Raw genomic sequence first — 26,565 nt, forward strand, 5'->3', positions numbered from 1 at the left:
ATTCAATCACCTTCTCCTAACTATAGCATCTGCCATAATAGCTGCCCTTTTATTTTGGAGTACATCATGAACCCTTATAAAATCGCAGCCTTTTATTATCCCTATAACCGTTGTAGCCATAGTTCCCTCTAACCTTTCTTCAGTTGTCAAGTTAAGGGTTTTGCCAATAAATGACTTTCTTGAAGTTCCAAGAAGCATTGGAAATCCTAACTTTTTCAACTTTTCAAGCTCATTCATAACTGTGAGATTTTGTTCATAACTTTTTGCAAAGCCAATCCCTGGATCAATAATTATATTTTCTCTTTTTACACCAGCATCAAGTGCCAAGTTTATACTTTCTTTTAAATCAACTGCTATATCTTTCATTAAATTATCATAATTTTTGTTATCCCTATTATGCATAATACAGCATGGAACTTGATATTTTGCTGCAGCACTTGCCATAGTCTTATCTTTTTTTAAACCCCAAATATCATTAATCAAGCTTGCCCCAGCTTTAACTGCACTTTCCGCTACAGCTCCTTTATATGTATCAATAGATATAGGAACTTCTATTCTAGCCTTCAAAGCTTCTATAATTGGAATTACCCTGCTCAATTCTTCTTGAGCTGAAATAGGTGTATGATTAGGTCTTGTTGACTCTCCTCCAACATCAATAATATCAGCACCTTGCGATATCATTTCTTCTGCATGGGAAAGTGCCTTGTCTAAATTATTAAACTTTCCCCCATCAGAAAATGAATCAGGAGTTACATTTAATATTCCCATAATAAACGTTCTTTCTCCTAAATTAAAGGTTTTATTTCCAATATTCATACTAAAATCACTCCATTTTTAATAATTAACCACCATCTAAATTAAAATCATTTTATAAACTTCATCTTTAAGTTTTGAATCATTTAAGAATACACCCCTTGCTGCAGAAGTTACAGTTTTACTTCCAGGCTTTTTTATTCCCCTCATTGTCATGCACATGTGTTCTGCTTCAACAACAACTACAGCACCTTTGGCGTCCAAATATTCCATCAGTGAATTTGCAATTTGAGAAGTCATTCTCTCCTGAAGCTGCGGTCTCTTTGCAAATACCTCAACAGTTCTGGCAAGCTTACTTAATCCAGCTACTTTTCCATTAGGTATATATGCAATATGTACTTTACCGTAAAAAGGTAAAAAATGATGTTCACACATAGAATAAAATTGAATGTCTTTTTCAAGTACAATATCATTTTGTTCAATAGTAAAAGTTTTGCTTAAGTGTTCCTCTGGTGATTCACTAAGCCCCGAAAATATTTCACTATACATCCTTGCAATTCTTTCTGGAGTTTCAAGGAGACCTTCCCTTTCTGGATCTTCACCAATTGCCTCAAGCATCATTTTTACGGCTTTTATAATTTTTGCTTTATCTACCATAATTAACAGAACTAAAAAGTTCTACTGCACCCCCTTTTAGATACATATAATTTACTTTTATTTATCTTTATCTATTATTATCTTTCTCATACCGCCAATCATATATAGAGAACCGCAAATTAATAGTAAATCATCTAATTTACAAGATGAGACTGCTCTATCATATGCTTCTCTATAATCATCAAATGCCTCACAATTCAAATTATATTTTTTTACTGCATCTTTTAATTCACTAGCACTTTCTGCCCTAATGTTATTTGGTGTAACAGCTAGTACTTTTTGTGCCATAGGAGCTATCATTTCAAGCATCTTATTTACTTGTTTATCGGCGAGTATACCAATTATTAAAATCATATGATTATATTTAAAATGCCTCTTTACACTTCCAACTAAATTCTTAATCCCATCAACATTATGTGCACCATCAATTACAGTAAGTGGTTTTTTATTTAATACTTCAAGTCTTCCAATCCACTTAACATTTTTTAAAGCTTTAATTATATGCTCCTTTTTTATTTTCAATCCGTAATTGATTAATTCCTCACATGCTAAGATAACTGCAGCACAGTTTAATACTTGATGTTGTCCAAGCAATGATAATTCTATATTGTATACATCACTGCAGGTTTTTACAATAACATTTTGTTTAAAATTATCATTATTCCTTATAAATTTAGCACATGAATTTGGCACCTTTATAAGCCTGCTGTTTTTTTTATAACATTCATCCTGTATTACCTTTTGCACTTTCTCATCTTGAGGATATAATATAACAGGTACACCTTCCTTAATTATACCAGCTTTTTCAAAAGCAATTTTATCAATAGTATTTCCAAGTACTTTCATGTGATCACAGCTTACAGATGTTATAATACTCAATATTACACCTGCACTATTATTTAATACTTTAAAGGATTGAAGTACATTTGTAGAGTCGAGTCTTCCTCCAAGTCCAACTTCAATTACAGCTATATCAACTTTTTTCTTATAAAAGTATAAAAACATTGCACACGTTATTATTTCAAATTCAGTTGGATTATCATATCCCATTTTCAACACTTTTTCTGCTGCATGTGATACCTCGGTAACAACTTTACTTAAATCATCTTTTAAAATGTTTTGTCCATCTATTTGTACTCTCTCTTCAAATTCCTCAATATATGGTGATGTATACATACCAACTTTATACCCAGCTGTCAATAATATTTCCGTTATCATAGCTGCTGTTGATCCCTTCCCATTCGTGCCTGCAATATGAATACATTTTATCTTATCTTGTGGGTTATCAAGTAGTTTCAGCATCTTATATGTTCTATCTAACCCTAAGTTTACTCCAAACTTCTTTGTACTTGAAATATAAGATATAGCTTCATGATAATTCATATATAAGTACCTCTTTTCTACTCTCTTCAATATTTTATAATTTTCTTCAAATTGTACTTGAAACTTATTTTCTCATATAAATGAATTTCATGTCAATCACAAATAGGTAAAGAAAAAGTCTTTACCTATTTATAGTATATAGTTTCCCATAACTGATAATTATATTTTACTTATTAAAAATTTTGTTAGCTTCTTCAAGTAATTTAAAATTTGTGAAGTCATAATGAAGTGGTGTTAAAGCAGCATATCCTTGTTTTATAAAATATACATCTGTATCATCATCATGTAAATCATTTACCTTAGATTGTAATTTAAAGCCCCTGTCTTCACCTTGTGAATCAACTTCTGTAAAGTATCCACAAAAACTTCTTCCACCAATTCTACATACCTTAATACCCTTTATTTTTTCTGGTGGTAAAAAAGGTATATTTAAGTTAAGCACCACATTATTCTTTAAAAATTTGTATTTAACTTTTTCTAATACTTTTGCAGCATATTCCGCTGCGACTTCATAATCTCCTTCAATTCCATTTTTAACTTCCAAAGATACTGCCATTGATGGCACATTATTACTAGCAGCTTCTATAGCAGCAGAAACTGTACCAGAATAGAGTACATCCATTCCTACATTAAGTCCATTGTTAATTCCGGATAAAACCATATCTATTTTTTCATCTGCAAACTTATCTACTGCAAATTTTACACAATCTGCAGGTGTACCACTTAAACTATAAGCTTTTGACTTTAATCCTTCAAGCTGTACTTGTTTAACAAATAAGGTCTTCCTTATAGTTATAGAATGACTGCTTGCACTTCTCTCGCTGTCAGGTGCAGCAATAATTAATTCATGATTTTTTTCCAGTTCCTTAGCTAAAGCATATATACCTTTAGCATTAATTCCATCATCATTAGTCAATAATAATCTCATAAGTTACCTCCACAATTATAAACTGATTTTAATACTATTTTACCACATATATCTAATAAAATAGTATATGAGGCTATATCTACTTTTATAAGTTAAGTCCAACTTCGTTGGCACTCCAAATTGCATCCATTATATTTGCAGCCTTATATGCATCTCCAACCATATATAAATCAGCTATTTTTCCGTTAAGCTTGTTGTACAATTCTCTGTTTGATTTAAATCCAACAGCAATTGCAACAGTATCTGCAGACACGTTTTGTTTTTTAAATTTATTATCAATGATTACTGCACCATCATCTGTTACTTCTATTAAAGAATTATTTGTAACAACTTTTACATTGTACATATTCAAAAGGTCAATAAGCATAATTTTATTCATATGTGGAATTGGTTTTCCCGCACTTAATATTTTATCTTTTGCTTCAACAATAGTAACTTTTTTACCTTGCTTTGCAAGATAAAGTGCAGCTTCGCAGCCTACAAGTCCACCACCTACCATAAGTACATTCTCGCCAACTTTTTTAGTGCCGTTTAAAAGTTCTATAGCTGTTACAACTTTATCCTCTTCTATTCCAGGTACGTTAATTTTAATTTCTTTTGCCCCAGCTGCAATAATAACTACATCTGGTTTTTCTTTTTCTACAAGTTCTTCTGTTACCTTTGTATCAAATACAATGTTAACTTTAAGTTCCTTTATCTCATTTTTATACCATCCAATTAATCTTCTATCATCTACTTTGAAATCAGGTACTGAACCCGGTATAATTACTCCTCCAAGTTTATCCGTACTTTCGTAAATTGTAACATCATGTCCTCTCATCTTTGCTATTCTAGCTGCCTCCATTCCAGCAACTCCTCCACCTACTACCATTACTTTTCTAGGAGTAGTTACAGGCTTTATTTCATAATATCTTTCTCTTCCAGCAGCTGGATTTACCGCACAGCTTAAAGGTTTTCCTTCAAATCCTCTTCCAAGACATCCAGTGTGACATCCAATACAAGGACGAATCCTTTCTTCGCAATTTGAGAGAACCTTTTTAGGCCAGTATGGATCTGTTAAAAGTGGTCTTCCAAGTCCAATCATGTCTGCAGCTCCATCATCAAGGGCTTTTTCTGCAGTTTCAGGTACACCTAATTTTCCTGCAACTATAACTGGAATTTTTACAACCTTTTTAAGTTCTTTAGTATAAGGTAAATATAACCCATCCTTTTGATAAATAGGTGGATGAGACCAATACCATGCATCATAAGTTCCTACATCTGTATTGAGTTCATCATATCCCGCTTCTTCAAGAATTTTTGCTGCTTCAAGACCTTCTTTTAGATCACGACCTTTTTCAAGATACTTTTCTTCCGGAAGTCCGCCCTGTCTCCAATCCTTTATACAACTCTTTACACTATATCTCAAACCTACAGGGAAATCTTCTCCTGCCCTAGCCTTTATTCCTTGAACTATTTCTATAGGAAGCTGAAGTCTTCCTCTTAAATCTCCACCGTATTTATCTGTTCTTCTATTGAATATTGAAAGTGCAAACTGATCAAGTAAGTAACCTTCATGTACAGCATGTATTTCAACACCATCGAAACCTGCTTTTTGTGCAATTTCAGCACTTTCAATAAACTTTAAAACTATCCATTCTACTTCTGAAGTGGTAAGTGCTCTGCAAGTAACAGTTGGATCCCAATAATTTGGAATGTCTGAAGCAGACACAGGTTGAGACGCTAAAAGTGTTCCTGGTGCTCCACTTCTTCCAAATCCCATTGTCAATTGCAAAAATATTTTTGAACCATAAGCATGCACCCTTTCTGTCATTTCTGAGGATGTCATCAAAAATCTTCCTGGATTTATTGAAACAATTGGAGCTATGCCTGGCACAATTTTGTCTAATTCATTTTCGACCTTGGTAATACTTGTTACAATAAGACCTGTACCTCCTTTAGCCCTTTCTACATAATAATCGACAGCTCTTTGATTATAGCAGCCTTCATTATCTACAAGTCCAAAAGCCCCCATAGGTGCCATTGATATTTTATTTTTTATCTCTAATTTTCCTATTTTAATAGGTTGGAACAATGAATTATTTTTCATAGCAATTTACCTCCATCATTTTATATTTAATTATATTATTAAAGTTAGAACATTATTAACAAATTTCTTTAATCAAACCCAAACATGGTTATCTGATTATGAAAACAGTTGAAAAATGTCAGGAGATAAGTTTTCAATAGGTCCTGCATCATTATATACAAGTATAAAAAATCTCCTTGATACAGAACTCATAAAACCTACAAAAGAATTAGAGCAAAAAAATTTATATCATCGCAGATAAGGGCATAAAAATATGACGATTTTAAAAATCTTCTATAAGAAGGTTTTTTTAGTCGCCATATTTCTTGAAAAAGTTTTTACAGTATCAAAGGCTGTATGTATTTCCCAGACTGTAAGTTAAGCTGCAATCTATTATCTTAAATCTGTAATGTATCTATCCAATTTTTCAGGTCATTAACAATGTTTAGTTCTTTACAGTGTATATTATCAATAACTTTTAAAATTGTTCTTTTATCAAATAACTTACCTTTTAATTCAATTGAAATATTATTAATAAAATGAGGATCCATTGCATCTGAATATACTTTTGCCTCTGTTATATATCCATTATTAAGCTGCAATCCTAACTCTATTCCTCCCCATGAAAACCTTCTGTCAAAAATTACATCAAATTCTGGAGTCTCACCATATCTCCATTCCCATGAACTATACTTTTCATATAACTTTTTAAATTCATCATTATCTAAATTTACATCTATATAGTACTCAGAACTCATTCCATAAATTTTATTAAAGCTGCTTTTTAATTCTGCTGCTGCTTTATCTATTGTTATAGTTTTATTTATATCAGAAAGATTTATAACCCTAGATTGAACCGAATTAATACCTTTTGAAATTATTTTTTCCTTTGAAACCTGAAGGTATCTAGAAAGTTTTGAAAAATCAACATTTATTAACATCGTTCCATGATGATATGACCGACCATTATCAAAGTAAAATGCATTTCCAGAAAACTTTTTATCTTTATAAACAATGTCATTTCTTCCACTAAATCTTGCATCAACGCCTAACTTTTTTACTCCTTCTAAAATAACTTTAAGTTGATTTTGCAAATCGTATAACTTTTCATGCATAATAAAAGTAAAATTTAGGTTGCCCAAATCATGGTAAACAGTTCCCCCACCAGAAAGTCTTCTAGCAAGTTTTCCTCCTTCATCTTCCAATTGTTTATATCGACACTCTTTCCAAGGATTTTGGTTTCTTCCAATAACAACTGTATTTTTATTCTGCCATAAATAGAGTATTACTTCGTTATCCTTAACATTATTAAATAAATATTCTTCTATAGATAAGTTATACCAAGGATCATGACTTGAAGACTGAATTATTTTTGTATCCATATTTTTATTGAGCAAAATGTATTGCCCCTCCTTCTAAAGCAAGAGCTGCTTCATGTATTACTTCACTAGTTGTAGGATGAGCATGTATAGTTTCAACTATCTGTTTTGCTGTTAAATTATTCTTTACAGCTAAAGTTATCTCACCTATTAAATCAGTTGCATGAATTCCAATAATACTACCACCTATAACTCTACCTGTTTCCTTATCTTTTATTAATTTAATAAAGCCGCTGTTTTCTCCAAAAGCTAGGACCTTACCATTAGCTGAAAACGGAAATTTTCCAACTTCTATATCTAAACCTTCTTTTTCTGCACTCTTTTCTGATACACCTACCATTGCAATTTCCGGTTGTGTAAATATCGCAGCTGGTACAACTCCATAGTCCATTTCACAATCTTCACCCATAATATTATTTACAGCAACTATTCCCTGATGTGAAGCAACGTGGGCAAGCTGCATGACATTTGTAACATCACCAATTGCATAAATATTAGGTATATTTGTTTGCATTTTGCTGTTTACTTTTATTCCTCTTTTATTAGCATTTAATTCTACACCTAAATCTTCTACGCCTAAACCTTCAAAATGTGGAGCTCTACCTACAGCCATAAGAACCTTTTCTGTAGAAATATACTTTTTCCTTCCATTTTGAGTAAATACAACTAAACACTCTTCTCCTTCAGCCTTAATAATCTCCTCTACTTTAGCGCCTGTATATAATTTAATACCTTTAGCTGCTGCATTCTTAGCATTTTCACTGCATATATCCTTATCACAATTAATCAAGCATTCATCAAAATATTCAACTACTGAAACGTCTGCACCAAAGTCAGCAAAAATATATGCAAACTCCATTCCAATAACTCCGCCGCCAATTACAACTAACTTTTTAGGTAAATTGTTTATTGATAAAGCACCTTTACTATCCATTACATTTTTAAGGTCTGCACCAGGAATTCTTAAGGAACTAGATACTGAACCTGTAGCAATTATTATATTTTTTGAATTTATAGTTATGTCAGTCATTTTTTCCTTAACAGCTATTGTATTTTTGTCTAATATTTTAGCATTTCCATTTATAGACCTTATGCCGTTTTTTGACAAAAGATACTCTATTCCTTGTACAAGTTGTTCTACAACTTTGTCTTTTCTTGAAATAACTTTTTTAATGTCAACTCCTGCATCTTCTGCAAAGCATCCAAATTCTTCTGCTCTTTTTAATAATTCATATACTTCAGCAGAACGTACAAGAGTTTTGGTTGGTATACAGCCCCAATTTAAGCAAGTTCCTCCTACCTTATCTTTTTCAATAACAACAACTTTAGCTCCCATTTTTGCTGCTTCTATTGCTGCAACATATCCACCTGGTCCGCCGCCTATTATTGTGATATCTGCTTCAACTTCTTCTTTTAAAGGTTTTAATATATTTGCAAAATAGTTGAATTCACCTTTTGTTTTACTTGGGCTTGTTTCAACTTTTTCTCCTTCAACTACTGCCAATACTGTGTCTGCACCTACTTTATCGCCAGCTTTAACTTTTATACTAACAACTTTTCCTTCTACTTCAGATTTTACTGAAGCACTTCCCTTTCCTGCTTCAGAATCAAAAATAACATCTCCTACCTTTACAGTATCACCTTCTTTTTTATATATTTTTGTAATTTGAGCCTCTTTACTATATCCTAATACATTTCCCATATTAACGTTTATCTCCATATTAACCTCCTAAATAATTGTATGTTATGCTAACTATTAGTATAGCAAATAACTTGATATATTTCAACGTATATATTTTACATTTATAACTACTCCAGATAAAAATTCCTTTACTGATTTTAAAAAATTTACTGATTCAATTTTACGGGCATTAAAAAACAAAAGTCACCGTCAAATTATAAAATCGATAGTAACTTTTGTTTTTTAGCCAATTTACAAAAATAGAAAATATATTACAGCAATTTCTCATTTTAGCATAGGCTCTTTTTTATTTTAATTAATCCTATTTAAAATCCTTTTCGAATTCATCAATTGAATCTTTTACTAAAGTTACACTATATGCCATTGATGGACCTCCGCCAAAAGCTACTGCAACCATAGCTGATTCCAATATTTCTTCTCTAGTTGCACCTGCTTCTAAAGCCTTATAAACGTGAAAAGTTATGCAGTATTCACATCTATTGTATGCAGCAATTGCCACACTCATTAATTCTTTTGTCTTTGTATCAAGAGCACCTGGTTTGTAAGCAGCTCCTAAAAGATTCATAAAAGCATCTACTTGCTCACCATTAGTTTGTCTTAAACTTTGTAAACCTCCTGTAAAACTATTCAAAAGTTCTCTTGGATTTTTTGCCATTATTAAACTCCTCCTTTAAGATAATTGTCTTACCAACTATTAGTATAGCAAATATTTTAGTATATTTCAATATCTCATTATAATATTTTCAACAATAAATTAAGATGCTGATAAAACATCAGCATCTTTAATTTATTGTTGAGTACGGCAAACTTCATTAAATTTCCGTATTTTCAGCATTTTCAGCCATTTTCTTTAAAACTCTATTAAAAACTTCAAATTCTTCATCACTTATGTTCTTAGAAAAAACCTTGCTCATTTCCTCTCCAACAGAAAGTAATTCCTCAATTCTCTTTTTGCCCTTTTCAGTCAATGTCACATAAGTAATTCTCCTATCTTTAGAATTTTTAACTCTTTTTATAAATTCGTCTTTTTCTATTCTATCTATTAATCTAACAACAGTAGAATCCTTTATATTCATTTTTTTAGCCAGGTCACTTTGACTCATCTGACCGTCCTTTAACAAATAATACATAACAAGCCACTGAACTCTTGTAGATCCAACTAACATTAATCTTTCATTCATCTTATCTGCCATCTTCTTAGAAACTTTATTTGTAATAAAGCACACACAGGTATCCACATCAAACATTTAAATCTCTTCTACTCAAAATATGGACAAATATTAACGAGTAGTTTCCCCTTTCATTTTTTTATTTCTTAATTTTAAAATTTCGCATTTTTCCAAAAACCTTTGAAACCATTCAAAACCAAATCGTACATTCATCCTTATATAATTATATCATAAAAAAAGGCACTAAGTATAATACTTAGTGCCCTTTTTTACTCACCTGGCAGCGACCTACTCTCCCGCAGGGTCTCCCCTGAAGTACCATCGGCACTGTAAAGCTTAACCTACCTGTTCGGTATGGGAAGGAGTGTTGCCTTTACGTCATAACTACCAGATTTAGTTTAAAAATTGCTATAAACTTCTCAATACTGCTTCAAAATTCTCTCTGCGGTGCTCATTTACATTATAGTAAACTCCGCTCCTCGTTCAAGTTTTTCCTTGTACTGTTCGCTTCTATCAATTTTTAATTTCTTAATTGATACTTTATTTGAAAAATTCAATTTACATTGTACTGGGTAATTTTTAACGCTGCTGCCGCGGCTAAATTACCCATTAAAAGTCATTTAGACTTTTAATCTCTCAAAATTGCACAGTTAAGTTAAAAGTCAAATTAAATGATTTAAGTTAATTTGGTCAAGCCCTCGACCTATTAGTATCAGTCAGCTGAACATGTTGCCATGCTTACACCTCTGACCTATCAACCTTGTGTTCTTCAAGGGGTCTTACTAGCTTGCGCTATGGGAAATCTAATCTTGAGGTGGGCTTCACGCTTAGATGCTTTCAGCGTTTATCCCGTCCCGACATAGCTACCCAGCCGTGCTCCTGGCGGAACAACTGGTACACCAGAGGTCAGTCCATCCCGGTCCTCTCGTACTAAGGACAGCTCCTCTCAAATTTCCTGCGCCCGCAGCGGATAGGGACCGAACTGTCTCACGACGTTCTGAACCCAGCTCGCGTGCCGCTTTAATGGGCGAACGGCCCAACCCTTGGGACCTACTTCAGCCCCAGGATGCGACGAGCCGACATCGAGGTGCCAAACCTCCCCGTCGATGTGGACTCTTGGGGGAGATCAGCCTGTTATCCCCGAGGTAGCTTTTATCCGTTGAGCGATGGCCCTCCCACGAGGTACCACCGGATCACTAAGCCCGACTTTCGTCCCTGCTCCACCTGTATGTGTCGCAGTCAGGCTCCCTTCTGCCTTTGCACTCTTCGAACGATTTCTAACCGTTCTGAGGGAACCTTTGGGCGCCTCCGTTACTTTTTAGGAGGCGACCGCCCCAGTCAAACTGCCCGCCTAACAATGTCCCGTGGCCAGTTTCATGGCCTCCAGTTAGAATCTCAGTACTGTCAGGGTGGTATCCCAAGGATGACTCCGCTAGGGCTGACGCCCTAGTTTCTAAGTCTCCCACCTATCCTGTACAGACAATACCGAAACTCAATGTTAAGCTGCAGTAAAGCTCTACGGGGTCTTTCCGTCCAACTGCGGGTAGCAAGCATCTTCACTTGCACTACAATTTCGCCGGATTTGCTGTTGAGACAGTGCCCAAATCATTACGCCATTCGTGCGGGTCGGAACTTACCCGACAAGGAATTTCGCTACCTTAGGACCGTTATAGTTACGGCCGCCGTTTACTGGGGCTTAAGTTCATACCTTCGCTTGTGCTAAGTATTCCCCTTAACCTTCCAGCACCGGGCAGGCGTCAGCCCCTATACTTCAGCTTTCGCTTTAGCAGAGACCTGTGTTTTTGCTAAACAGTTGCTTGGGCCTATTCTCTGCGGCCGTCCGTAAGGACGGCACCCCTTATCCCGAAGTTACGGGGTCAATTTGCCGAGTTCCTTAACAGCAATTCTTCCGATGGTCTTAGGATTCTCTCCTCACCTACCTGTGTCGGTTTGCGGTACGGGCACCAGTTTCCTCCATAGAGACTTTTCTTGGCAGCGTGGAATCGGATACTTCTTTCTTAGAAAAGAAATCCCTGTAACACCTCAACTAATCCCAGCGGATTTACCTTCTGGGCACGTCTAAGTACTTAGACACACATCCAACAGTGTGCACATCCTATCCTCCTGCGTCATCCCATCTGTCAAATGGAAGCTGGCGGTATTGGAATGTCAGCCAATTGTCCATCACCTACGCCTTTCGGCCTCGGCTTAGGTCCCGACTAACCCTGGGAAGACGAGCCTTCCCCAGGAAACCTTAGGTTTTCGACCAATAAGATTCTCACTTATTTCTCGCTACTTATGCCAGCATACTCACTCCTGTACAGTCCACCGCTCCTTACGGTACAGCTTCAATCCATACAGGAAGCTCCTCTACCACTCTTTCGAGTCCATAGCTTCGGTGGTAAGTTTTAGCCCCGGACATTTTCGGCGCAGGATCTCTCGACTAGTGAGCTATTACGCACTCTTTAAATGAGTGGCTGCTTCTAAGCCAACATCCTAGTTGTCTTAGAAATCCCACATCCTTTACCACTTAACTTACACTTTGGGACCTTAGCTGATGATCTGGGCTGTTTCCCTTTTGACCGCGGATCTTATCATTCGCAGTCTGACTGCCGAGATACGAGTATATGGCATTCGGAGTTTGATAAGATTCAGTAACTGTTTTCAGCCCTTAGCCTATTCAGTGCTCTACCTCCATTACTCAATCTCGACGCTAGCCCTAAAGCTATTTCGAGGAGAACCAGCTATCTCCGAGTTCGATTGGAATTTCTCCGCTATCCACAGCTCATCCCATGGTTTTTCAACACCAACGCGGTTCGGACCTCCACGGAATTTTACTTCCGCTTCATCCTGTCCATGGATAGGTCACTCGGTTTCGGGTCTGCAGCATGCAACTAGTCGCCCTATTCAGACTCGGTTTCCCTTCGGCTCCATACCTTAAGTATTTAACCTTGCTGCATACCGCAACTCGCTGGCTCGTTCTACAAAAAGCACGCCGTCGCACTTAAATGTGCTTCGACCGGTTGTGGACACACGGTTTCAGGTTCTATTTCACTCCCCTTCCGGGGTTCTTTTCACCTTTCCCTCACGGTACTGCTTCACTATCGGTCACCAGGTAGTATTTAGCCTTGGGAGGTGGTCCTCCCAGCTTCCCACAAGGTTTCACGTGTCTCGTGGTACTCTGGAATAGATCTAACTTAAATTTCTTTTTATTTACAGGGCTTTTACCTTCTGCGGCGGAGCCTTCCAGCTCTCTTCAATTAGGAAATAAAAGTGTTTATGATCTACCCGCAACCCCAGGAACAAGTTCCTGGTTTGGGCTCTTTCTCTTTCGCTCGCCGCTACTTAAGAAATCGATTTTTCTTTCTCTTCCTCCGGGTACTTAGATGTTTCAGTTCCCCGGGTTTGTCTCTATAAACCTATGAATTCAGTTTAAAGTACATGACGTTAGTCATGTGGGTTTCCCCATTCGGAAATCTCCGGATCACAGGCTATTTGCGCCTACCCGAAGCTTATCGCAGCTTATCACGTCCTTCTTCGACTCCTGGTGCCATGGCATTCACCATGCGCCCTTTGTAGCTTGACCTTTAAGTTAAAAATTGCTATAAACTTCACATTACTGCGTCAATGCCATCCCTGCAGTACTCACTTACCTTAAGTAAGCTCCGTTCCTCGCTCAGGCATTTCCTTGTACTGTTCGTTTCTATCAATTTTTATTTCATTAATAATAAGTTATACACTATTATTAATTTTTGTTTGTTAGTTGATATATTATTACACCAACTATAACTATAAGAATCTTTTAATTCTACAAAGTACGATTAATTATATTAATCTTTATTCAGTATAAATATTCTTTTTGGAATAAATATACATGAATATGCTTTACTTTTAACTTATTTTCTCTGTGCAATTTTCAAAGAACAATTTTGAGAGTGATGACAGATAATTAATTCATTATCTGTTAAAAACTATTTAGGTTTAGCCTTTCGGCCCGGCATAATTTTAACTCTAAACTTCGTTTAGCTAAATTATGCGTTAAAAACTATTTAAGTTTTTAACCCCTCAAAATCAAACAGAGTATAATAAAACCAGTCTTTTAAGATAGAATTAACTATCTTACGACTCCTTAGAAAGGAGGTGATCCAGCCGCAGGTTCTCCTACGGCTACCTTGTTACGACTTCACCCCAATTATTAACCCCACCTTCGGCCGCTGGCCCCTTACGGTTGCCCCACGGACTTCGGGTGTTGCCAACTCTCATGGTGTGACGGGCGGTGTGTACAAGGCCCGGGAACGCATTCACCGCGGCATTCTGATTCGCGATTACTAGCAACTCCAGCTTCATGCAGGCGGGTTTCAGCCTGCAATCCGAACTGAGGTGAATTTTGAAGTTTGGCTCACCCTCGCGGGTTTGCATCTCTCTGTATTCACCATTGTAGCACGTGTGTAGCCCTAGACATAAGGGGCATGATGATTTGACGTCATCCCCACCTTCCTCCCGGTTAACCCGGGCAGTCTCACTAGAGTGCTCAACTTAATGGTAGCAACTAATGATAAGGGTTGCGCTCGTTGCAGGACTTAACCTAACATCTCACGACACGAGCTGACGACAACCATGCACCACCTGTCTCCCTGCCCCGAAGGGCTTCCCTAATTACAGGTAATTCAGGGGATGTCAAGTCTAGGTAAGGTTCTTCGCGTTGCTTCGAATTAAACCACATGCTCCGCTGCTTGTGCGGGCCCCCGTCAATTCCTTTGAGTTTTAATCTTGCGATCGTACTTCCCAGGCGGAGTACTTACTGCGTTTACTGCGGCACAGAAGGGGTCGATACCTCCTACACCTAGTACTCATCGTTTACGGCGTGGACTACCAGGGTATCTAATCCTGTTTGCTACCCACGCTTTCGTGCCTCAGCGTCAGTTACAGTCCAGAAAGCCGCCTTCGCCGCTGGTGTTCTTCCTAATCTCTACGCATTTCACCGCTACACTAGGAATTCCGCTTTCCTCTCCTGCACTCTAGATATCCAGTTTGAAATGCAGTCCCCAGGTTGAGCCCGGGGTTTTCACATCCCACTTAAATATCCGCCTGCGCACCCTTTACGCCCAGTAAATCCGGACAACGCTCGCCACCTACGTATTACCGCGGCTGCTGGCACGTAGTTAGCCGTGGCTTCCTCCTTTGGTACCGTCATTATCGTCCCAAAAGACAGGGCTTTACAATCCGAAAACCTTCATCACCCACGCGGCGTTGCTGCATCAGGCTTTCGCCCATTGTGCAATATTCCCCACTGCTGCCTCCCGTAGGAGTCTGGACCGTCTCTCAGTTCCAATGTGGCCGATTACCCTCTCAGGTCGGCTGCGCATCGCTGCCTTGGTAAGCCGTTACCTTACCAACTAGCTAATGCGCCGCGGGCCCATCTCAAAGTGGATTTCTCCTTTGGTTATTTTACCATGCGATAAAATAACTTTATGCGGTATTAATCTCCCTTTCGGGAGGCTATCCCCCTCTTTGAGGCAGGTTGCCCACGTGTTACTCACCCGTCCGCCGCTAGATCCATTCCCGAAGGAATTTCTCTCGCTCGACTTGCATGTGTTAGGCACGCCGCCAGCGTTCGTCCTGAGCCAGGATCAAACTCTCAATTTAATTTCTTATATATAAACTCTTTTCAGAGTTTCAAGTTCAATTTAAGCTCATTTACTTTTATACTTTTAAGCTGTTTTCACAGCTTTCAAAAGAATTGCTGGTTTATTATTCTCTTCTCTGTTTGATTTTCAAGGTTCATCGCTGTTTCACTCAAACAGCTTTTACAGTTTATCATGTGAATTTCAAACTGTCAAGAACTTTTTTAAAATTATTCTTAACTTTCATAAAGTTATTAATTTTCATATTAAAAGCTCTTTTGGTTCGCCGCCCGAATCTCTCAAGCGACATGTGTTATCTTATCACCTTTCATTATCCTATGGATTTCTTAATACTATTATTATCCAAAACTATACGCATTATTCTTTAATTTACTTAGCTTTTCTAACTTTTTTATATATGGACACTCCATGTTGAGTGTACTTTAAATTTACGCAAAATATTAGAGTTAGTTCATGTGATAAAGCGTATTCCCCTAGAATTTTGATCACAATTTTATTTGAATAAGTCATATCCTTTTTAAAAAGTCAAAATATTATTTTAATTTTCAACATCTAATATTGACACATTCCACGTACAGTGTATTATTATGTATATATCTAATAACATATTTTATTTCTATAAAGGATGGATTTACTTGAACAAAAAATTGAAATTATTTTATCTAGTATTTATTTTTATATTTACATCTTTATTAACATCATCAAAATTTAATGTAATCAAACCCACTAAACAACATGATTACTATGTTAACTGCAGTAATTTAAAAAATTTAAAAATTATTTCTCATAGAGCAAAATATGTCATGGATGATCCTGAAAATTCAATTACCGGAATAAGGGATTCAATTAAACACAAACTTGATTATGCTGAAATTGATGTCCAAGAAACAAAAGATGGAGTAGTAGTCTTAATACATGATAAGAATTTAAAAAGATTAACTGGTAAAAATGCTGATGTGGACAATCTTACTTATGCCCAAGTAAAAAGATTAAGAATTAAACCTCCAAATATTTTGACACATAAACCAGAAAAAATACCTACTCTTGAACAAGTCATGATAGAAAGTAAAGGAAAGATAAATCTTATCATAGAAATCAAACCATATGGCAACACTAGAGATCTTACTAAAAATGTAGTAGCTTTAATGGAAAAATATGATTTAGTAAATGGAAGCATCATTCATTCAATGAGCTATAATGTACTTTGTCATGTAAAACTTTTAAATCCAAAAATAGTGACAGGCTATATAGTAGTATCTCCTATGAAGCACTTACCAGAAATAAATGTAGATTTTTATAGTATAGAAGATAAATTTATTACAAAACGTTTAATTAAACAAATTCATAAAGACAATAAAAAGGTATATGTTTGGACTGTTGATAATCTACCATCCATGTACAAATTTACTAACTATAGTCCAAATGGAATAATATCAGACGACCCTGTACTATTATTAAATGCAAAGAAATTATACCTTAATAAAAATCAATCAGTAACTAATGAGTAACTGTAATTCGTAATATAAAAACAGAGGACAGAGGACAATTGACAGAGAAATAAGATTTTTCTCCGCTGCGCTTAAGAAAAATCTTTAATTATATTTTTGATAACTCGTTTCGCTAAAGCGAAACATTGCTAACTTATATAAATTTAAAGATTTTTTTGCGTTAGCAAAAAATCAACCTTCACTGTCCTCTGTGCTCTGTATCCTGTCCTATAAAAAATGCTTTGCATTTTTAGCATATTACGAATTGCAGTAATTGGGTAAAATGGTGAAGTGTCAAAGGCTGTATATATTTCCCTGCATGTAAGTTGATTTGCAAATTAAAATAACTATACATTTACTTTAAACTTAAAACTTAACTCATACGCAGGGATATATTTGCAAAATGATAGCACATTTAAAAAGTTTTTTACAGCTCTTAGTGAAGTATTTTAGAAAATCTTAGTAGGTTATATATTGTCTGAGCTTGCGAGTTTATATAATCTACTTAGATTTTCAAAATACAAGCTTAGAGCTGTTAAAACTTTTTAACGTGCTGAAGTTTGCAAATATATCCCGGAGTATGAGTTAAGTTTTGAATCGGGAACCCTATATTACAATTATTTTAAATCAAGATCTTTTAAATCAACATCTTTTAAATCAATAACTTTTGTCTTATACTTCAATTTATATGCAATCCATAAAACCAAAAATATTGGTAAACCAATATAAGTTGAGATTACTCCCTTCCAATCAACTTGAGAAGCCCCAAAATAAGTAATTCCTTGTCCTAAAATAACTATTATACATAATCCTAATGCTATTAGTGGACCTGCAGGGAAAAATTTTGCTTTATACTTTAATCTATTTAAGTCAAGTCCTTGAGCAACATAAGCTTTACGGAAACGATAATGGCATAACGCTATACCAAGCCATGCAATAAATCCTGAAAGTCCTGAAGCTGCAACTAACCATACATAAACTGTATTTTCTGCATAAAGACCTGTTAAGAAACATGCACATGCTATTATAGTTGTAATTATCAATGAATTTATAGGAACCCCTCTTTTATTTACCTTTGCAAGAAACTTAGGAGCTTTTCCAGATTCAGCTAGTGCATATAACATTCTAGTTGAAGCATACATTCCAGAATTACCTGCAGATAAAATTGAAGTTAAAATTACAACGTTCATCAAAGATGCAGCTCCGGCAATACCCATTTTTGTAAATACCATTGTAAATGGGCTAGTTTGAACCCCTGCTTCCGTATATGGTATTAGCGCTCCTACTACGAATATTGTTCCTATATAAAATATTAATATTCTCCAAAATATTACATTGATTGCCTTAGGTATATTGTTACCTGGGTCTTCACTTTCTCCAGCTGCAACACCTACAAGCTCTGTTCCTTGAAACGAAAATCCTGCTATTAAGAATATCATAAATATAGATTTTACTCCTCCAACAAAAGGTGCGTCCTTTATTGTAAAGTTTTTAAATCCTACGGGATTTCCATTAAATATCCCAAAGATAGCTGCAAGACCAATTAAAATAAATACTATAACCGTAACTACCTTAATACTTGCAAACCAGAATTCTGATTCTCCATAACCTCTTACTGATAACAAATTTATAATAACTATTATTCCTAAAAATAGAGCACTCCATCTTACAGAAGGCACACTTGGAAACCAAAATCGCATTATAAGCGAAGCTGCAACCATTTCAGCTGCAACAGTAATAGCCCAATTGTACCAATAGTTCCATCCCAGTGCAAATCCCAATGCTGGATCAATAAACTTAGATGCGTAAACTTCAAATGAACCTGCTACAGGCATATGAGTTGCCATTTCACCTAATCCCGTCATTAAAAAGTATACCATAACTCCTATACATGAATATGCAACTAGTGCACCACCCGGCCCAGCTTGTCTTATGGTATCACCTAACGCCAAAAATATTCCTGTACCAATAGCTCCCCCTATTGCAATCATATTAAGATGTCTCGATTTTAATCCCCTTTTAAGATTTTGTTTTCCTTCTTGTTTCTGTCCTAAATTTTGTTCTAACTGTTCCATTTTTTACCTCCTTATCGGTATTTCTTATTCCGATAAGTAAATAACTAAGATAATACTAAAAAATGCCCTGAGCACACACTCAGGGCATTAAAGTTGTGTATTCACTACACATTAAACAATAATTCCACATTGAATGATAGCGCTCCACAAACTTACATTTGTGACAGTTTTACAAATATTCTCTGTAAACCCAGCTGTATGACATTAAAGCATTTGTCGTACGCTTCGGCAAAATTTCCTTTCGAATTGTCTCATAGTGCTTACCTCAACAATTCTACTATTAAATTCTGCACCTCTATCCCAGCTATTCACTTATAATTTAGTATTATACACTAAAATTTTAAATTAGTAAAGATGTAATCTTAAATTTATTTATGTCTTAAGAGTACACTTTAACCTTAATTTGCTAGATCAAAAACATTTAACTTTTGTTCATCTATATTTCTTATTCTTACATTTACCATGGCATTAAATGTATCTAATGCAGTTATTACTCCTATATTTCTCTCAATAGCAGCTCTCCTTATAATAAAACCATCTCTCTTTGAATCATTTCCTTTGGTTGGAGTATTTACTACTAAATCAACTCTTCCATCTTGAATTACATCTATTATATTTGGATGTGGTTCTTTAAGTTTTCTAACTTCTTCAACTTCTATATTGTTATTTCTTAAAAGTTCTGCCGTTTTTGAAGTTGCCATAAATTTAAAACCTGTTTTACTTAAGTTTTTAGCCATAGGTAAAAATTCTTCCTTATCATGATCATTTATAGTTGCAAGTATAGTTCCCTTATCTTTCTTTATGAACATACCTGCAGCCGTAAATCCTTTATATAATGCCTCATATATATCTTTTCCAACACCGAGTACTTCTCCGGTTGATTTCATTTCAGGTCCTAAACAAATTTCAACGTTTGGAAGCTTTTGAGTAGAAAACACAGGTACCTTTACCGACACTAAATCTGGTGTCTTGTATACACCTACACCATAACCTAAATCCTTAAGCTTTTGTCCAAGCATAACCTTTGTTGATATATCAACTATTGGGACTTTACTTACTTTGCTTATATACGGCACAGTTCTTGAAGCCCTTGGATTTACTTCTATAACATAAAGCTGTCCTTCAAATTCTATAAATTGAATATTTATCATTCCCTTTATGCCTATAGCTAGTGCAAGTTTTCTAGTATATTCAAGAACTTTATCCTTTATAACTGAACTTATATTTTGACTTGGATACATGGTTATACTATCTCCAGAATGTACACCTGCCCTTTCCAAATGTTCCATTATTCCAGGTATCAATACATCTTCTCCATCGGATATAGCATCAACTTCTATTTCTCTTCCCATAAGATATTTATCTATAAGTATAGGATTTTTCTTGTCATTTTTAAATGCATTAGTTAAATAATAAACTAATTCTTCTTCATCGTAGGTTATCTCCATTCCACGTCCGCCTAAAACATATGAAGGCCTTACAAGTACAGGAAATCCTAATTTTCTAGCTTCATCAAGTCCTTCTTCTACAGTCCATACTCCGCGTCCTTTTGGTCTCGATATATTTAACTTTTCAAGCAGTTCATCAAATTTTTCCCTATCTTCTGCCATATCTATTTGGTCAGCTGTAGTTCCTAATGTAGGTATATTTTTTTCTTTCAAAAATTTAGCAAGTTTGATTGCAGTTTGACCTCCAAATTGTAGAATTACACCATCAGGTTTTTCTTTATTAATTATATTTAATACTTCCTCTTCAGTTAGAGGCTCAAAATACAACTTATCTGATATATCAAAATCAGTACTTACAGTTTCAGGATTATTATTTATTATTATAGTTTCTATTCCTAGTTTTCTAAGAGCTTTTACACAGTGTACAGAAGCATAGTCAAATTCTACTCCTTGGCCTATTCTTATTGGTCCAGAACCTATTACCACAACTTTCTTTTTATCTGATACCTCTACTTCATCATAATCATCATAAGTAGAGTAATAGTATGGCGATAGTGCTTCAAATTCTCCACCACATGTATCTACCATTTTATATACTGGTTGTATGTCCCATATATTTCTAAGTTTATATACATCATCAGGTGAAATTTTAAGTATATCTGCTATACCCTTATCGGAAAATCCTTTTTTCTTTAACTTGTAAAGCCAATCTTTATCTAATTTATCTACCTTACTCAATTTTAATCTTTGCTCTTCTTCAACTATCCATTTGAACTTTTCAACAAAGAACTTATCTATACCTGTTATCTCAACAATTTTGTCTACTAGGTAATCTCTTCTAAGCATCTCTGCAAGTGCAAACATTCTCTCATCATCAGGTGACATTACTATCTTCTTCAAGTTAGAAGTACTTAATTCCTTAAACTTCTTATCTTCAAGAGAATATTTTCCAATTTCTAAAGATCTTATACCCTTTAAAAATGCTTCTTCAAAATTGCTTCCTATGGCCATAACTTCTCCTGTTGCCATCATTTTTGTTCCAAGAGATCTATCTGCATCCTGGAACTTGTCAAAAGGCCATTTAGGTATTTTTACTACTACATAATCAAGAGATGGTTCAAAACAAGCATATGTCTTTTGAGTTACTGCATTTTTTATTTCATCCAAGCCATATCCTAGAGCTATTTTAGCTGCAACTTTTGCTATTGGATACCCAGTTGCCTTTGAAGCTAAAGCTGAAGAACGACTAACTCTTGGATTTATCTCTATAACTGCATATTCAAATGAATTCGGATTTAATGCAAATTGTACATTGCATCCTCCTTCTATTTTAACTGCATTTATTATATCTATGGATGCAGTTCTCAGCATTTGATATTCCTTATCTGAAAGTGTTTGACTTGGTGCAGTTACAATACTATCTCCAGTATGGATTCCAACAGGATCTATATTTTCCATGTTACAAACAGTTATACAGTTTCCAAAGCTGTCCCTCATTACTTCATATTCTATTTCTTTCCAGCCCTTTACACTTTTCTCAACAAGCACTTGTCCAATTGAGCTAAGCTGAATTCCAAGTGTAAGAATTTTTTCAAGTTCTTCTTCCGTTTCTGCTATTCCACCGCCAGTTCCACCTAAAGTATATGCTGGTCTTACTATAACAGGATATCCTATTTGTTTTGCAAATTCTTTTCCACTTTCAACATCGGTTATTATTTCACTTTGTATTACAGGCTGGTGAATTTCATTCATCATATTCCTAAAGAGTTCTCTGTCTTCTCCTTTTTTTATTGATTCTATTGAAGTTCCTATGACATTTACATTGTATTTATCTAATATTCCCCTGTCATAAAGTTCAACTGCTAAATTTAATCCGGTTTGACCGCCCATTCCAGCCAGAAGACTATCCGGTCTTTCCTTTTTTATAATCTTTTCTGCAAATTCTAAGGTTAAAGGCTCCAAATAAATTTTATCTGCTACTTCTTTATCAGTCATTATTGTTGCTGGATTGCTGTTTATTAGTACAACTTCGACTCCTTCTTTTCTAAGGCTTTCACAAGCTTGAGTTCCTGAATAATCAAATTCAGCTGCCTGACCTATAACTATTGGCCCCGATCCTATAACTAAAACTTTTTTTATATCTTTATTCAATGGCATATTGATTACCTCCTATTATTATGCTTTTAAAGTGAATACTTCATAAATTCATCAAAAATATAATTACTATCTTTAGGTCCTGGACATGCTTCTGGATGAAACTGCACAGAAAATATAGGTAAATCCTTGTGTTCCATTCCCTCTATTGTTCCATCATTTAAATTAACATGGGTTTCTATCATATTTTCAGGTAAATCACTTACATAGTATCCATGATTTTGAGAAGTTATATACACTCTGTTTTTTCTAATGTCTTTTACAGGATGGTTGCATCCTCTATGCCCAAATTTTAACTTTGCAGTTTTTCCTCCAAGGGTTAGTGCTAAAAGTTGATGTCCTAAGCATATACCAACTATTGGGACCTTTCCTACAAGCTGCTTTATATTCTGTACAACTTCTGGCAAATCTTCTGGATTTCCAGGTCCATTTGATAAAAATATTAAATCTGGTTTGACATCTAGTACTTCTTTTGCACTTGTATATGCAGGGAAAATAGTTACTTTACATTTTCTCCTTAAAAATGAATCTATTATATTTTGTTTTATTCCAAAATCCATAATTGCAACATGCTTTCCTATACCTTTAATTACTCTTTTTTCTTTAATTGTAACTTCCTTGACAGCATCTTTATTAGAATAATCTTTTAATTGTTCTTTTATTTCTTCATAAGATATGTCTTCTAAAGTTATTATTCCCTTCATTGTTCCATTTTTTCTTAAAATCTTCGTAAGAGCTCTAGTATCAATACCTTCCATTCCTATTACTTTATTTTGTTTTAGGTAATCATCAAGTTCAATTTCTGCTCTAAAGTTACTTGGTATATTGCATTTTTCCCTAACTATAAAGCCTTTAACTTTTGTTGAATTTGACTGCATATCATCTAAGTTTATGCCATAGTTACCTATTAAAGGATAAGTCATAGTAACAATTTGTCCATAATATGATGGATCTGTAATTACTTCTTGATATCCTGTCATTCCAGTATTAAATACAACTTCACCTATACTATCTTTAAGGTACCCAAATGCCTCTCCACTGAATGTCATTCCATTTTCCAATATAAGATTTGCTTTCATAAAAAGACCTCCTTTAAGTTTTCTGAGTAAAAATACACTTCTTTTATTGAAGGTCTAAATTTAAAAAAGGTAATAGTTAGGCTGCTAAAATAAGAGTCTATCCATTACCTTTTTATCTTCAATATTAAAATATAATTCAACAATAGTATTTATAAATAATGATTTCATAAACATCATACCTCTTTCTGGCCTCTCTGGACCAAATTAAAGTGTATTTTTTTACATCAGTTCTATCTAGTAACTAATTATAGTATGTTCTTTTGAATATGTCAATATAATTAAAATTTCTGAAATTTGTATTACCGAAAGTTTTTATATAATAAATTAATATAAACTATTGACATGCAATACAAAAAATGTTTCAATAATACTGACCAGTCAGTTAGCAAATAAAATTATATGCAATACAAATCAAAGATTTAAATTCTGCAAACAAATACAAGTATTTACAATAGGGAGGGGAGCTATATATGCTTAGAAATGTTAAAAAAGTTTTTAAAAGAGATATGAAAAGTATTTTTAAAAATCAAATAACAATGTTAATTGCTGGAGGTGTATGCATTCTTCCAGCTCTGTATGCATGGGTGAATATAAATGCGTGCTGGGATCCTTACGGAAAGACAAGTAATATTCCTATAGCCATTGTTAATGAAGATAAAGGCACAAATCTTGGAGGAGAATATTTAAATGCAGGAAACGAAGTTGTAGAAAATTTAAAAGATAATCATAAAATGGGATGGAAATTTGTAAATGCAAAAAATGCAGATATGGGTATTATAGATGGTACATACTACGCATCGATAAAAATTCCAGAAGATTTCTCAAAGGATCTTACAAGTATAAAATCAGACAACCCTAAAAAAGCCCAAATCGTTTATAAATTAAATACTAAAAATAGTCCTGTAGCCCTTAAAATAGCTGATGTAGCAGAAGGTACTCTGGCAGAAGAGATAAAATCAAATTTTACATATACAGTAAATAAGACTATATTTTCTTATTTAAACGTCATCGGTAAAGATGCAGGTGAAAACAAGCAAAACATTATAAATTTAAAAGATGCAATAATAATGTTAAGTGATAACATGGATATTATCACAGATGTTCTTTCCAATACAGGTAGTGCTTCAAATGATTTGAATTCAATGCTTTCCCAAGTTAAGTCAGGCATTCCCATGATAAATTCACGAATAGACACTCTAGAAAGTGGTAATGAAAGCAATAATTCATCTATATCATCACTTCAGTCTTCAATGAACAATACCTTTGACAACATTGGAATTGATTTAGGTACTTCAAAAGCTGATATATGTAAAATTCAAGGTCTAATATTAAGTTTAAATTCAGCAGCTTCAAATGCTAAGTATTATGATATAAACAGCACTGTAAGTAAAATCAATTATGAAATAGACTTAATAGATAATAAACTTAATTCCATCATTAAATTTCTTAGAAAAGTTGATGATTTTAAGAGAGATGACAATACATCTGAACTCATAAATTCATTAGAAAATACTAGAAACTCGTTAAGTGCAGAAAAAAGCAAAATAAACGATATTCAAAAACAACTTAACAATTCAAATAAGGTAAATGAAGAATTAATAAATTCAATAGCAAATGATACTGCAAATTTAAATCAGCAGTTAATAGATGAAACCAATAAATACAATGAACAAGTAAGAAAAAGCTTGAATTCTATATCAGCTGAACTTATTGAGTCTACAAAAGAAGCTTCTTCTGTTTTAAGCTCTGTGCAGAATCTTAATTCACAAGGAAGTAATTCTATAGATGTGCTCATAAATGGAAATAAACTAGCAGCAAATTCATCAAATAAATTGAATAATAGATTGCTTGAATTCAAAAGCTCTATTGATGATCTGGCAGATAAACTTAAACTAGTAAGTGATGATGACATAATACAGATAATTACTATATTGCAAGGTGATCCTAGCCTCATAGCAGGTTTTACATCGAGTCCATTTAATATTAAAACACAAGACATATATACTATTTCAAGTTTTGGCTCGGCTATGGCTCCAACCTATACTACGCTTGCAATATGGATCGGTTCTATTATACTTGTATCTATTTTTAAAACAGATGCAGATAGATTTGAAGGGGATAAAGGTTTAACAGCAAGGGAAAGATATCTTGGCAAAATGAGTACATTCATAGCTTTTGGATTAGTACAAGGATTCATAATTGCTGTTGGTGATAAACTTTTGGTAAATGTCCAAATGGCAAGTACATTCTTGATGATAATGGTGGCATTAGTTTCATCTTTAACTTTTACTATAATAACATATACCCTGGTTTCCATGTTTGGAAATGCAGGAAAGGCCATATCCATCATTTTACTTATAACTCAGATAGCTGGAAGTGGAGCTATTTATCCAATACAACTTTATTCTCTTGTTTTTAGAATAATACAACCTTTGTTTCCATTTACCTATTCGATAAGCGGTTTCAGGGAAGCTATTGCAGGACCTCTTACAAGTACTGTAGTTTTAGATTTTGTATGTATGCTTTTGTTTTCAGTAGGTTTTGTACTACTTGGGATGTTTTTAAAGAAACCTTTGCAGGATAGAACCTATAAATTTAGAATGAAACTTAAAGAATCTGGCATAGGAGAATTTTAGGA

The 26,565-nt window shown here is 34.5% G+C and carries 15 protein-coding genes, 3 rRNA genes and 1 riboswitch; of the genes, 3 read left to right on the forward strand and 15 right to left on the reverse strand.

What is annotated here, in order from left to right; translation table 11 throughout:
• Positions 1–6 precede the first annotated feature (6 nt).
• From folP to EBB51_RS07345, 5 genes are all read right to left on the reverse strand, one after another.
• Positions 7–816, reverse strand: coding sequence for a dihydropteroate synthase (folP, locus tag EBB51_RS07325; protein WP_123053863.1), 810 nt, complete (start codon positions 814–816; stop codon positions 7–9).
• Between the two features lie 36 nt (positions 817–852).
• A complete protein-coding gene (gene folE / locus EBB51_RS07330; protein ID WP_123053864.1) occupies positions 853–1,410 on the reverse strand; it encodes a GTP cyclohydrolase I FolE in 558 nt (185 codons plus the stop codon).
• Between the two features lie 57 nt (positions 1,411–1,467).
• The gene (locus tag EBB51_RS07335) at positions 1,468–2,793 is read right to left on the reverse strand and encodes a folylpolyglutamate synthase/dihydrofolate synthase family protein (RefSeq protein WP_123053865.1); all 1,326 of its coding nucleotides are present in this window, start codon (positions 2,791–2,793) and stop codon (positions 1,468–1,470) included.
• Positions 2,794–2,959: 166 nt separating this feature from the next.
• Complete coding sequence (gene surE / locus EBB51_RS07340) at positions 2,960–3,721, reverse strand: 5'/3'-nucleotidase SurE (protein WP_123053866.1); 762 nt, start codon at positions 3,719–3,721, stop codon at positions 2,960–2,962.
• Positions 3,722–3,806: 85 nt separating this feature from the next.
• Positions 3,807–5,810 (reverse strand): FAD-dependent oxidoreductase, encoded by a 2,004-nt coding sequence (locus tag EBB51_RS07345; protein WP_123053867.1) that lies wholly within the window; start codon positions 5,808–5,810, stop codon positions 3,807–3,809.
• A gap of 115 nt (positions 5,811–5,925) precedes the next feature.
• Between EBB51_RS07345 and EBB51_RS13960 the strand changes: the two genes are divergently transcribed.
• Positions 5,926–6,051 carry a hypothetical protein gene (locus tag EBB51_RS13960; protein ID WP_279221768.1) on the forward strand — a complete coding sequence of 42 codons (126 nt, stop codon included), beginning with the start codon at positions 5,926–5,928 and terminating at the stop codon, positions 6,049–6,051.
• A 136-nt stretch (positions 6,052–6,187) separates the two neighbouring features.
• Here EBB51_RS13960 and EBB51_RS07355 read toward each other — a convergent pair whose 3' ends face one another.
• The 7 genes from EBB51_RS07355 to EBB51_RS07385 all read right to left on the reverse strand — a co-directional run bounded on the left by EBB51_RS07355 (position 6,188) and on the right by EBB51_RS07385 (position 15,685).
• Positions 6,188–7,186 carry a lipoate--protein ligase gene (locus EBB51_RS07355; protein ID WP_347560930.1) on the reverse strand — a complete coding sequence of 333 codons (999 nt, stop codon included), beginning with the start codon at positions 7,184–7,186 and terminating at the stop codon, positions 6,188–6,190.
• Positions 7,176–8,888, reverse strand: coding sequence for a dihydrolipoyl dehydrogenase (lpdA, locus tag EBB51_RS07360; protein ID WP_190285242.1), 1,713 nt, complete (start codon positions 8,886–8,888; stop codon positions 7,176–7,178). The genes EBB51_RS07355 and lpdA overlap by 11 nt, the downstream gene beginning before the upstream one ends.
• 283 nt (positions 8,889–9,171) lie before the next feature.
• Positions 9,172–9,525, reverse strand: coding sequence for a carboxymuconolactone decarboxylase family protein (locus EBB51_RS07365; protein WP_123053868.1), 354 nt, complete (start codon positions 9,523–9,525; stop codon positions 9,172–9,174).
• 157 nt (positions 9,526–9,682) lie between these two features.
• Positions 9,683–10,117 (reverse strand): MarR family transcriptional regulator, encoded by a 435-nt coding sequence (locus EBB51_RS07370; protein ID WP_123053869.1) that lies wholly within the window; start codon positions 10,115–10,117, stop codon positions 9,683–9,685.
• A gap of 197 nt (positions 10,118–10,314) precedes the next feature.
• Positions 10,315–10,431 (reverse strand): 5S ribosomal RNA (gene rrf, locus EBB51_RS07375).
• 294 nt (positions 10,432–10,725) lie between these two features.
• Positions 10,726–13,625, reverse strand: a 23S ribosomal RNA gene (locus EBB51_RS07380).
• Between the two features lie 547 nt (positions 13,626–14,172).
• Positions 14,173–15,685: ribosomal RNA gene (locus tag EBB51_RS07385) — 16S ribosomal RNA — on the reverse strand.
• The 16S, 23S and 5S rRNA genes sit together here, the layout of an rRNA operon.
• Before the next feature lie 634 nt (positions 15,686–16,319).
• On the opposite strand from EBB51_RS07385, the gene EBB51_RS07390 reads away from it, so the two are divergent.
• Positions 16,320–17,192 (forward strand): glycerophosphodiester phosphodiesterase family protein, encoded by an 873-nt coding sequence (locus tag EBB51_RS07390; protein ID WP_190285243.1) that lies wholly within the window; start codon positions 16,320–16,322, stop codon positions 17,190–17,192.
• A gap of 596 nt (positions 17,193–17,788) precedes the next feature.
• On the opposite strand, the gene EBB51_RS07395 is transcribed toward EBB51_RS07390, so the two are convergent.
• The 3 genes from EBB51_RS07395 to EBB51_RS07405 form a co-directional block, all read right to left on the reverse strand.
• A complete protein-coding gene (locus tag EBB51_RS07395) occupies positions 17,789–19,246 on the reverse strand; it encodes an amino acid permease (RefSeq protein ID WP_123053871.1) in 1,458 nt (485 codons plus the stop codon).
• Between the two features lie 129 nt (positions 19,247–19,375).
• Positions 19,376–19,552: riboswitch (Lysine riboswitch) on the reverse strand.
• 92 nt (positions 19,553–19,644) lie between these two features.
• On the reverse strand, positions 19,645–22,851 hold the full coding sequence (gene carB / locus EBB51_RS07400; protein WP_123053872.1) for a carbamoyl-phosphate synthase large subunit: 3,207 nt from the start codon (positions 22,849–22,851) through the stop codon (positions 19,645–19,647).
• Positions 22,852–22,877: 26 nt separating this feature from the next.
• Positions 22,878–23,927 carry a carbamoyl phosphate synthase small subunit gene (locus tag EBB51_RS07405; RefSeq protein WP_123053873.1) on the reverse strand — a complete coding sequence of 350 codons (1,050 nt, stop codon included), beginning with the start codon at positions 23,925–23,927 and terminating at the stop codon, positions 22,878–22,880.
• Positions 23,928–24,397: 470 nt separating this feature from the next.
• Here EBB51_RS07405 and EBB51_RS07410 point away from each other — a divergent pair, with 470 nt between their 5' ends.
• Positions 24,398–26,563 carry a YhgE/Pip domain-containing protein gene (locus EBB51_RS07410; RefSeq protein ID WP_123053874.1) on the forward strand — a complete coding sequence of 722 codons (2,166 nt, stop codon included), beginning with the start codon at positions 24,398–24,400 and terminating at the stop codon, positions 26,561–26,563.
• The last annotated feature ends 2 nt before the right edge of the window (positions 26,564–26,565 follow it).

This window comes from Clostridium sp. JN-1 (assembly GCF_003718715.1).
Classification (GTDB): Bacteria; Bacillota; Clostridia; order Clostridiales; family Clostridiaceae; genus Clostridium_AV.